The sequence below is a fragment of the Paraburkholderia dipogonis genome (assembly GCF_046027395.1).
Lineage (GTDB): Bacteria > Pseudomonadota > Gammaproteobacteria > Burkholderiales > Burkholderiaceae > Paraburkholderia > Paraburkholderia dipogonis_A.
This window is the reverse complement of record NZ_JAQQEG010000091.1, coordinates 1-10,459: the sequence shown is the minus strand read 5'-3', so window position 1 is coordinate 10,459 and position 10,459 is coordinate 1. Positions and strand designations below refer to the sequence as shown.

Sequence of the window (10,459 nt, the reverse complement as noted above, 5' to 3'; positions counted from 1 at the left end):
GGGGCGCCAGCGGCGCCACCGGCGCGGCGCCCCCGGCAATTGCGCCGCGCCGGCCGGCCGGCGACGAACGCGGCACGCTCGGCTGGGTGTCGGGCTCGCCCTCCGCATCGAAGCGGCGCATGGCGTCGGTCAGCCGGCGCAGCGGCCGCGTGATCAGGCCGAATGCGGTCAAACCGGCGAGCAATCCCAACAGGGCGACCAGCGCCATCGACCACAAGGTCGTGCGCAGCACGGAACTGGCCGCCACGCGCGCGGCGAGCGCGTCGTGTTCCTCGCCGAGCAGGACCACGTAGATATAGCCGGACGGCGCCTGTCCGCTCAGTTGCAGCGGCGCGGCGCTGAACACCTTTTTACCATCGACGCTGCGCGGGTCGTCGCCGAGAATCGGCAGTGCCTCGCCTGCGATGAACTGTCGGATCGGAGCAAGATTCACCTGCTCGCGCTTGACGTGTCCCGCGGGCGCATCGTCGCCTTTGATGCGCCCCTGGTTGTCCAGCAGATAGACCTCGACGCTCGGATTCACCCTCATCAGCTGGCCGAACAATTGCCGGACTGCGTCGGGCCGCAAGCCGTTGGCATCCATCAGCGAATTGCCATGAGCGATATGGTCGGCGAGATTGCGCGACAGGCTCTGTATCACTTCCTTCTCGTGCAGATCGCTCGATCGGATTTGCAGGAAGGCCGACGCGCCGCAGCATGCCAGCAACAGCACGGAGAAAACGAGCGAGAGCCGCTGGGTCAGCGTCAGATTCACGATGGGTCCTTCGGTGCGCCGGCGGGCGCGGGTGGCTCGCCGGGCACGGCGAGCTTGTAGCCGCGTCCCCAGACGGTCAGGATGCGCTCGGGTTGGGCCGGATCGGCCTCGATCTTCGCGCGCAGACGGTTGATATGGGTGTTGACGGTGTGTTCGTAGCCCTCGTGCTGATAGCCCCACACCGCATTGAGCAGGTCCATGCGCGAGAACACTTTGCCGGGATGCTGCGCGAAGTAGTACAGCAGGTCGAATTCGCGCGGCGTGAGTTCGATCGGCTTGCCGTCGACGGCGGCCTCGCGCGTGAGCGGGTCGATCGACAACCCGGCGATGCGCAGACTGCCGGCTTCGAGTTTCGAATCTTTCGCCAGCGCGTCGACGCGGCGCAGCAGCGCCTTCACGCGCGCCACCAGTTCGAGCACGGAGAACGGTTTGGCGAGATAGTCGTCCGCGCCGAGTTCGAGGCCGAGAATCCGGTGCACTTCGCTCGAACGCGCGCTGGTGATGATGATCGGCGTATAGCGCGTCATCGCGCGGGCGCGCCGGCAGATTTCGAGGCCGTCGACGCCGGGCAGCATCAGATCGAGAACCAGCGCGTCCCAGCCGCCTTGTTCCAGCAGGCGCAGCCCTTCATTGCCGTCGGCGCTGTGCACGACTTCATAGCGCTCGTCGCGCAAATGCAGGCTCAGTACGTTGGCGATGTCGACGTCGTCTTCGACGATCAGGATGCGCTTCAGATTGTCCATGGTGAGCAGAGCCGCGGTTCAGAGCGTGGTTGAGGAGGAGGGCCGGGCATGGCCGCCGGGAAAAGCGGCCCTTGCGCCATTGTGCAAAATTTCCCGGCAGCGAGTTATCACATTTAATTTAACTTTTCGTGAGGACTTCGACACCGGCGGCGCTCTAGGATGTGGGCACTTTCCGCAGTATCAGGCTTTGGATGAACTGCACACCGGCTGCCGCCTGAGCCAGCGTGCCCACTTTAACCGACCTAAACGAACGTTCGGAACTGACATGTTACTCATCGTTCTCGCCTATCTCGGCGGCGCTCTTACGATTCTCAGCCCGTGCATCCTGCCGGTGCTGCCCTTCGTTTTCGCGCGCGCCGACCAGCCTTTCGTACGCAGCGGATTGCCCTTGCTGGCGGGCATGGCGCTGACCTTCGCCCTCGTCGCGACGCTTGCCGCGGTGGGCGGCGGCTGGGTCACGCAAGCCAACCAGTACGGCCGCTGGCTGGCTATCGCACTGCTCGCGATCTTCGGGCTGACGCTGCTGTTCCCGCGCTTCGCCGATCATCTGATGCGGCCCCTCGTCAGCGCCGGAAATCGCCTGTCGAATTTCGCGCAGGCCGACGGTCAGCAGGTCCGCGCGGGTTCGTCGTTCCTGCTCGGCATTGCCACCGGCCTGCTGTGGGCGCCGTGCGCCGGTCCGATTCTTGGTCTCGTGCTGACGGGCGCGGCATTGCGCGGCGCGAGCGTCGGCACGACGTTGCTGCTGGCGGCCTACGCGGCCGGTGCGGCGACTTCGCTGGCGGTGGCGCTGCTGATCGGCGGCAAGGTGTTCACGGCGATGAAGCGTTCGCTGGGCGCGGGCGAATGGATCCGCCGCGGCATCGGCGCGTTGATGTTGTGTGGCGTGGCGGCGATCGCGCTCGGTTTCGACACCGGCATACTCGCTCGTGTCTCGACAGTCGCGACTGGCGGTCTCGAACAGAAACTCGTCGATAAGCTGTCGCCGAACGCGGCCCCGGGCAAAGCGCCGGTCGCCGGCAATCCGGCCGGTGCGTCCGGCGCCGCGATGGCGAGCGCCAACCCCGCGCCCCAACCGGCCGCTAGCGCCGATGCGAATTCCTCCGTGGCGTCCGGCGGCGCGATGATGCGCACTGCCGCCGAGGCGGCGCCGCTGCCGGTCGAAGGCGTGCTGCCCTCGTTGAACGGCGCGGTCCAATGGCTGAATTCGCCGCCGCTCACCACGCAGGACTTGCGCGGCAAAGTCGTGCTGATCGATTTCTGGACGTACTCGTGCATCAACTGCCTGCGTTCGCTGCCGTATGTCAAAGCGTGGGCGCAGAAGTACAAGGACCAGGGGCTCGTCGTGATCGGCGTGCATGCGCCGGAATTCGCCTTCGAACGCAATATCGACAACGTGAAGAAGGCCACGCGCGACCTCGGCGTCGACTATCCCGTCGCGATCGACAACAACTACGCAATCTGGCGCGCGCTGAATAACCAGTACTGGCCCGCGCACTATTTTGTCGATGCGAAAGGGCAGATCCGTTATCACCATTTCGGCGAAGGCGATTACGCGGAATCGGAGAAGGTGATCCAGCAGTTGCTGACCGAAGCGGGCCACGCGAATGCATCGAAGGTCGCGATCGGTATTGCAAGCAACGGTGCACAAGGCGTGCAGGCGGCGGCGGACAACGCCGACATGCAATCGCCGGAAACCTACGTCGGTTATCAGCGGGCGGAGAATTTCGTGTCGCCGGGCGGGGAAGTGGCGGACAAGACGCACACGTATGCAGCGCCGTCGCAACCTGGCGTCAACGACTGGGGCCTCGCCGGCTCATGGAACGTGGGCGCGGAGCACGCCACGCTCGTGGCGCCGTCGGGACGCATCGTGTATCGCTTTCATGCGCGCGACCTGCATCTGGTGCTCGGTCCGGGCAAGGACGGTAAACCGGTGCGGTTTCGCGTGAGCGTCGACGGCGCCGCGCCCGGCGCGTCGCACGGCACCGACGTCGCCGCCGATGGCAGCGGCACCGTGACCGGACAGCGTCTCTATCAACTGGTGCGGCAAACCGGCGAAGTCGGGGATCACACTTTCTCGATCGAGTTTCTGGACCCGGGCGTGCAGGCGTTCGCCTTCACGTTCGGCTGAGCCGGCGCGAGCGTCGCCTCAACTCTCAACTGACCAAAAGGACTGACCATGCGCACGATATCTAACAGCACAGCGTCGCTGCGGAAGCGTTTCTCCGTCACTCGAATCATGGGCCTCGTCGTCGTTGCTCTCGGCGTCGTGGCCGCGCAGCACGTGGCGCATTCGGCTGAAGCCGCGACGAAGATTCCCGCGCCCGTACAGGACGAAAAAGCCGCCGCGACGCATAGCGAAACGGCGGTGTTCGCGGGTGGCTGCTTCTGGGGCGTGCAAGGCGTGTTCGAACACGTGCGCGGCGTGAAGCAGGTTGCCTCGGGGTACAGTGGCGGCGTGGCATCCACGGCGCAATACGAAACCGTCAGCGAGGGTGATACCGGACACGCGGAGTCGGTGCAGATCACTTACGACCCGACGCAGATCACGTACGGACGTTTGCTGCAGATATTCTTCTCGGTCGCGCACAATCCTACCGAGTTGGACTATCAGGGCCCCGATCACGGCTCGCAATATCGCTCGGCGATTTTTCCGGTGAATGCAGCGCAGCGCGGTATCGCGCAGTCGTATATCACGCAGATCGACAACGCTCATGTGTTCTCGGCGAAAGTCGTGACTCGCGTGGAAGACTTCAAGGGCTTTTATCCGGCGGAAAGTTATCACCAGAACTTCCTTGCGCTGCATCCGGACTATCCGTACATCGCGATCAACGATCTGCCGAAAGTGACTGACTTGAAGCGGATGTTCCCGGACCTGTATCGCAACGATCCGGTGTTGTTCGCGACGGCGGCGCGATAGGCAATGGGCTGATGCGCAGCGACCGCGGCCTCGGCTTCGGCTTCGGCTTCGGCTTCGGCTTCGGCTTCGGCGGCACGCGGCGCATCACGATGCGTTGGCCTGAAGCGGCGCATGACCCGACACGTGCACAGGCCGCACTTCTTCGACAATGCGGCCGTCTTCCAGCGGATATAGCGGGCGGCCGCGCTGAATAGCGATCGTCGTGTGAAATCACGATCAGCGTTTTGCCCTGACGCTTCAGGTCCGACAGGATCTCGCTATAGAAAATCCGGCGGAAGGTCGGGGCCTGGTCGGCGGCGCATTCGCCGAGCACCATCACAGGCCGGCGTTCCAGATACGCGTGCACCAGCGCGAGCCGTTTGCTCTGGCCGGTCGACAGATCGGCGTGCTGTGCGCCGTCGCGAACCGACGCCTTGTGGGCGATTTCGAAGCCTTCGAGATAGGCTTGCGCTTCCGTCGTCACCGTGCTCTCGCCGGGGATCAGCGTATCGAACAGGTAGTAGTCCGACAAGTGTCAGGAGACAGGCATGAGCTTCGGACAGTGGCGCGAGCAACTGCGTCTCGCCGAAGCCATGCCGAAACTCCTGGTCGGCCACCCGGCGGCTCGGATCGCCCAGGATCTGGGTTACGCGGACGTGCGTACCTTTACGGTGATGTTCCGCCGCGCTTTCGGTAATACGCCTCCACATTTTCGTCAGCGGTTTCGCTAGTTGGGAGTGACGGCGGATATTGCGGTCGGTCTGTCGGTCTGTCGGCTCGGAGAACGCCTGCATGCGCATCACTTGCTGAGTGGCGGCGCTGCATCGGTGGATGTGTCGCCGGCCGCGGCGATATTCGACTCTATACGGAACGTTCCTCTAGTTCGTGATGCGAAGTAAATTTGGAAGGCAGCGAAGCATCGATTTTCAGTTCCGTGGGTTCCTGGGAGGGCGAATTTCTGATAAAAAAGGATGCGACACTATTTCTGCATTACCCTCAATTTCGCAGTTGTTGTTCGGCTAAGCGGTTAGCAGTGACGCTCATATATTTGTATTACCAATATAAGAATTGCACGACCGCAAAATTGAACAAGAAAGATTCCGTCAATCTGCTGACAAATCAAACATTTACGTTTTCGACGGCGGCGTGAGGCAGAGCTTTTCTGTTTGTGCTCGTTTGGAAAAACTTCGGGCGGCTCCGATTGAAATTCTTTGTAATTATCACTTATCGCCCTTCAACCGGACACGTTACGCGGATGAAACGTTTATAATTCGTCTGCCAAAAACTTCTGTAACTAATACCGGAGAGACAGGTCGAGCACTGTCCGTTCTGTAACAGTTACATGGATGGTTGCTGCGCCGCGGTAGGCCGCTTTTCTCAGGAAAAGTGGGTTGGCGAAGGTGTGGCACGCTTCGAATTCGACGCATCAGATCGATCACTGCCGCTGGGGATCGCGCGAAGAGAATCCGCGCGGGTCGATCGGGTTTTTGGGTTCCGAACCCGACTCGCGAGGCGAGGGCGCACCTCGATCACTGTCGAGCCGACGGGTTCACGTCAATAACGGACTGTCAACGGTGAACGAAAAAAATTTCATTAATTTTTCGTCATCCTAAATTTTTAAATCGCGCATATTGGTGCGAAATTTGTTGATCAAACTGAGGTGCACTGACCTGTCAGTGTGAGCCTCGCCCGATGTTCGAGCCGCGTCAGCGGCATGCATTAACCCCCTGTGATGTTTTCCCGGTCATTCGATCGGCGGAATCCCTCATCCCGGCGTCGGCAGAATTTTTCACGCAATCGGTACGCACGGTCTGATGTTGGTGCACGTTGCGCTCAATGGTCGCGGTTGAAGATCTCGACGTAGTCATTGGTAGCGATTGACGAATGATCGCAACGCAATGAAATAGTAAGGATAACGTAATAAATAGATGCTGGCGCGAAGCCGGGAAAAATTTCGATTACGCCGCTGTTCGGCGGAAGTCGGCATGCGAGCGGACGGCAAGTGCGTCCGCTACCGGATAGCGGCACATCAAAGCTTCAGCTTCATCAGCAATGAACGCGGTCAGCGCGTTCTCAGGTTCACCTCTCTCTGGACTCAATAACGTCAAGGCGGGACGACTGATCGATCTTGCTGATTTCTCGGGGACAACCTGCTTTTAGCGAAACATACGGACAATGACGAGATACTTGAAACTATTGGGCGTTGCATCAGCAACAGTGTTGGCATCGTTTGCCGCGGAAAGCGCGCAGGCTCAGGCAAGCACCATCACGGTCTCAGGGCAGCAATACAAGTTGTGCGCGCAGGAAAATGGCAAGTGCTCATTCCTCGGTACGGGCTCGGTGGTGTTCGGTGCGGTTCCGCCCACCTCGCCCTCGGTGATGTTGAGCGCGCCGCGTACGTTCAGCAACGGCGTTGGCTGCTATGTCGGCGCAGTGTCGCAGTCGGACCCGGCGTACGGCTATGGCAAGTCTTGCTGGGTTAAAGCGGTTGCCGCAACGCCGACTCCGACTCCGACTCCCACGCCGACTCCGGCCCCGACGCCAACACCGACCCCGACGCCGACGCCGACCCCGACGCCGACCCCGACGCCGACCCCGACGCCGACCCCGACGCCCGCGCCGACGCCCGCGCCGAGCCCGACTCCGAGCGCGACGCCGTCCCCGACGCCGGGTGGCTCGACCATGTCGTGCAGTACGCCGACGCAAACGGCCGGCGGAACCGCGAACGGCGTGATCAGCGCCGACACGCCCACCACCGACGGCCTGCGCGTGTTCCAGAACAATGCCTCGTTCAAGCTCGCGATTACAACGAACGCGCCGAGTGCGGATACCGTCGTCTGGTCCGTAGCGGATTCCAACGGCGCGATCAAGACGCAAGGCAGTTTCGCAGTCAAGGCCGGCGTACAAACCAGCACGATTCCATGTACGTCGACGTGGTCGGGCTACGGCGCACTCACCGCCACCCTGCGTTCGAACGGCGGCACGTTGCCGAGGAGCGGCACGCGTCCGGTGGGTATCGCGACGTTCGGCGTGTTGCCGAACCTCAGTTCGGTACTGGGCACCGTGACGTATGCGCACCAGGATCAGCACCGCTTCGGCATGCAGGGCTTCAACGGCAACATCGCCGCGCTGCACGCCCTGGGTATCTCGTGGACGATCGACGACCGTCAGGTATCGGCCATGGAACCCAATGGTCCGAACACGTACACGCCGAACGTGAATGACCTCGATCCGTTCTACAAGGCCAATCCTGATCAGATGCGCATTGTGCGTCTCGACGGACTGCCGGCGTGGGATTCGAAGACCGGCCAGTTCAACGACAGCTACTATGCACCGTCGAACATGCCTGAGTTCCAGACCTTCATGAGCAAGGTCGGCACCGATACGAGCCTGATCCGCGCTGCCAATTACCCGAATCAGCAAAAGAACTACTATCAGGTAACGTGGGAACCGAGCCTCGGTTGGGCGGATAGCGACGCGAACTTCGTCGCCATGTACAAGGCTGCTTACCAGGGCATTCACTCGACCGATCCGAACGCAGTCGTGATGGGCACCGGCAATCCGTTCGCTTCGAATTGCGATACCTGTACAACGGGCTATCTGCAGAAGTTCGGCGCACTCGGTCTGTGGAATTACATCGATGCAGTTGCGACGCATGGCTATTGGAATGCGGGTACGTATCCGGCCCATCCGCCTGAATTGCAGGACTCGGATCCGAGTCAGGCGAACCAGGCCAACGCGCTCGACAACCAGATGGCGCAACTGCGGTCGATCATGCAGGCAGGCAAGCCGAATATGAAGCTCTTCTTCACGGAAGCCGGCGTGAGCTACGATCCGGGTCTCAACTACGGTCCGAACGTGCCGTCGCAGAACCAGTTGTTCGCACATGCGGCAGTCGGCGTGCGGGCGCACATCATCGTGCTTGGCGGCGGTGCGCAGGTCACGACGCTGTTCTACGGTCCGGACTATCCGGGCGAAGTGGGATACGGCTCGTTCTTCGATCTGAACGACGCACAAGGCGCGTTCGGTGCGACGAATCTTTCGCCGAAGCCTGAAGCGATGGCCTTCGCAACGATGACGCGTGTTCTCGACGGCACGAATACGCTGGGCCGGATCAAGAGCGCGCCCGCCGGAGTATTCGCGTACGGGTTCCAGCAACTGGGTAACGGCAAGGTCGTGACCGCAGCGTGGACGCACAGCAATGCGCAATGGCCGGCGAGCAACGGCACGTATAGCCAGAGCTATTCGACCAGCTATTCGCTGCAGGTCGACAGCGCTGGCACGTCGGGCAATGTGACGAAGATCGATGGTTACGGCAATGTCAGCACGGTTGCCTACACCAACGGCCAGGTCGCGCTGACTCTCACCGAAGTGCCGCAGTACATCGTGTCGAACAACGCTACGGTTGCCAAAGCCAATGCGACTGTTCCGCTCGGTTACACGGGCCAATAAGCGGCTCAATAAGCGCGCCAACAAACAGTCCAATAAGCGCTGAAAACGATCGACGCGCCGCCGATATGAATGGCGGCGCGTCGATTACACATCACGGCCAGGTCGGCGACGGCATCCAGTAGCCGTTGCGTGCCGACGTCGATCGCAACCCACGAGGTTCGCCCGCGCTCGCGGCGTGTAAAGACGGAGAGAGCGGCCCGCGCTGCAACATTCGCTACCCCGCCCAGCGCCTACTACGGCGCGTTCAAAACCTCGACACCCTTATCCGTAAAGAAAGCTAGCCCGGCACCGAGCATCGCGTACTGGCTCTTGATCACCGGCATATCATGCGGAACTGTGTCACGTAGCGCCGCGAGATACTTGGGTGTGAAGATGCGGTTCCAGTTGGCGGCAAGCTGATTCGCCGAACCTATCATCTCGTGATGCGTCGCGCCCCAGTTCACCCGCAGCGGAAAGTGAACGAAACGCGCTGCCTGCTTGGGGTCGCCCTTCAGTGCGGCGAAGTAAAAGCCTTGAGCGCGTGCCTCGAATGCCTCGTCCGTTTCGTCGGTGATCATCCCGTAGCGGTGTCCGGTATTCGCGTCCGAGAATGACATTCCTTCGAGAGTGAGTTTAACCGGCAAGGTCTTTCCGCCGCCGCTCCAACTGCCGGCAAGGCCCACGCTATTGGAAAAATCGAGTGGCTGGGCGCCGTTCGATCCATTGCCCACGAAGTGCAGATTGAACGTGCCGTTCGCCTCCCGCAACGTCAGATCGCTGCCGGATTGCTGGCCAGTCAGCGCAATGTCCTTGAGGTAGCGGTAGTAGAAGTAATGCCCTTCGCCGGCCACTTTCCCATGCAGCACGAGCGTCATGCCGACCTTCGCTTCGCCGACCGTGCCGGAATACTCGACGCTGGTGGTGTTTTCAGTCTGCGCGAGGGCAGAGTGATTCACGCTCGTCGAAATCGGCAATAGCGCGGCAAGCATCGCGATCGTGCGTCGCCGGGTCAGGCCATGAAGGCGCAATCGAGGTGTGTTCATGCGACGTCCTGTTATTGGAAGTCACGAGGCTAGCATGACCAACACAGCGCGAGAATCGCGTCAGTGCAGGCCACAGAATTCCCGGCCGGCCGAAATCGACCGGAAGCCGCGCATCACATCAAAGCGGCTGCGCGACGTTCGCTATCGCCTCGCGGATGAACGCGAGCAGCAAATCTCCTCGGGCGACAGACACTTCTCGCAGATCAGCAGCTTGGTTTCGCTAAAGGCGCGCAACACATAGTCGCGCAACTGCGTCGAAATACCGATATGCGTTTGCATCGACGGTTCGTTGCCGTGCATCAGATTCAGGTTGGCGAGCAGGCGCGGGTCGCCGTTCGTGTCGCACACGAACATCGTCATCCAGCGAATCGACAAGGCGCGCGCCCCGTCGCTCTCGGGTGGCGCGCCGCTGTCCATCAACGCGCCGATCTCGCCGATGAGTCCGGTTCATTCCGGGTTCGGCGTCTGGCTATTGCGGTACATGGGCATGCGTGCGAGTACGCCCCGAGAGGGTCAAGGGGAATCGAGGCGGGATGCGCGCGACCCCCGCCTGCCCGGGCCTGGGCTATTTGGGCAGGGTTTGCTCCAC

Annotated in this window: 7 protein-coding genes and 2 pseudogenes; 5 read left to right on the top strand and 4 right to left on the bottom strand. The window is 61.6% G+C overall.

Going from position 1 to position 10,459, the window contains the following annotated elements:
* Both PQR32_RS41655 and PQR32_RS41650 read right to left on the bottom strand, forming a co-directional pair.
* Positions 1-757 (bottom strand): annotated as a pseudogene (locus PQR32_RS41655) (two-component sensor histidine kinase); the annotation flags it as partial.
* Positions 751-1,497, bottom strand: a complete 747-nt coding sequence (locus PQR32_RS41650) for a response regulator transcription factor (protein ID WP_408241586.1) — start codon at positions 1,495-1,497, stop codon at positions 751-753. The pseudogene PQR32_RS41655 and the gene PQR32_RS41650, both read right to left, overlap by 7 nt.
* Positions 1,498-1,762: 265 nt before the next feature.
* Here PQR32_RS41650 and PQR32_RS41645 point away from each other — a divergent pair, with 265 nt between their 5' ends.
* From PQR32_RS41645 to PQR32_RS41625, 5 genes are all read left to right on the top strand, one after another.
* Positions 1,763-3,628, top strand: a complete 1,866-nt coding sequence (locus PQR32_RS41645; protein ID WP_408241583.1) for a cytochrome c biogenesis protein DipZ — start codon at positions 1,763-1,765, stop codon at positions 3,626-3,628.
* Between the two features lie 48 nt (positions 3,629-3,676).
* The gene (gene msrA / locus PQR32_RS41640) at positions 3,677-4,417 is read left to right on the top strand and encodes a peptide-methionine (S)-S-oxide reductase MsrA (protein WP_408241580.1); all 741 of its coding nucleotides are present in this window, start codon (positions 3,677-3,679) and stop codon (positions 4,415-4,417) included.
* 11 nt (positions 4,418-4,428) lie between these two features.
* Positions 4,429-4,611 (top strand): hypothetical protein, encoded by a 183-nt coding sequence (locus tag PQR32_RS41635; RefSeq protein WP_408241577.1) that lies wholly within the window; start codon positions 4,429-4,431, stop codon positions 4,609-4,611.
* A gap of 333 nt (positions 4,612-4,944) precedes the next feature.
* Entirely contained in the window at positions 4,945-5,127 is a 183-nt protein-coding gene (locus tag PQR32_RS41630) for a helix-turn-helix domain-containing protein (protein WP_408241574.1), read from the top strand.
* Between the two features lie 1,444 nt (positions 5,128-6,571).
* Complete coding sequence (locus tag PQR32_RS41625) at positions 6,572-8,848, top strand: hypothetical protein (RefSeq protein WP_408241572.1); 2,277 nt, start codon at positions 6,572-6,574, stop codon at positions 8,846-8,848.
* A gap of 233 nt (positions 8,849-9,081) precedes the next feature.
* On the opposite strand, the gene PQR32_RS41620 is transcribed toward PQR32_RS41625, so the two are convergent.
* Together PQR32_RS41620 and PQR32_RS41615 are read right to left on the bottom strand one after the other, a co-directional pair.
* Positions 9,082-9,870 (bottom strand): hypothetical protein, encoded by a 789-nt coding sequence (locus PQR32_RS41620; protein WP_408241569.1) that lies wholly within the window; start codon positions 9,868-9,870, stop codon positions 9,082-9,084.
* 174 nt (positions 9,871-10,044) lie between these two features.
* Positions 10,045-10,368 (bottom strand): annotated as a pseudogene (locus PQR32_RS41615) (MerR family transcriptional regulator); the annotation flags it as partial.
* Positions 10,369-10,459: the final 91 nt, after the last annotated feature.

Coding starts and splice junctions, on each gene's coding strand:
- PQR32_RS41650 (WP_408241586.1), bottom strand. CDS start 1,497: ATGGACAATCTGAAGCGCATCCTGATCGTCGAAGACGACGTCGACATC.
- PQR32_RS41645 (WP_408241583.1), top strand. CDS start 1,763: ATGTTACTCATCGTTCTCGCCTATCTCGGCGGCGCTCTTACGATTCTC.
- msrA (WP_408241580.1), top strand. CDS start 3,677: ATGCGCACGATATCTAACAGCACAGCGTCGCTGCGGAAGCGTTTCTCC.
- PQR32_RS41635 (WP_408241577.1), top strand. CDS start 4,429: ATGCGCAGCGACCGCGGCCTCGGCTTCGGCTTCGGCTTCGGCTTCGGC.
- PQR32_RS41630 (WP_408241574.1), top strand. CDS start 4,945: ATGAGCTTCGGACAGTGGCGCGAGCAACTGCGTCTCGCCGAAGCCATG.
- PQR32_RS41625 (WP_408241572.1), top strand. CDS start 6,572: ATGACGAGATACTTGAAACTATTGGGCGTTGCATCAGCAACAGTGTTG.
- PQR32_RS41620 (WP_408241569.1), bottom strand. CDS start 9,870: ATGAACACACCTCGATTGCGCCTTCATGGCCTGACCCGGCGACGCACG.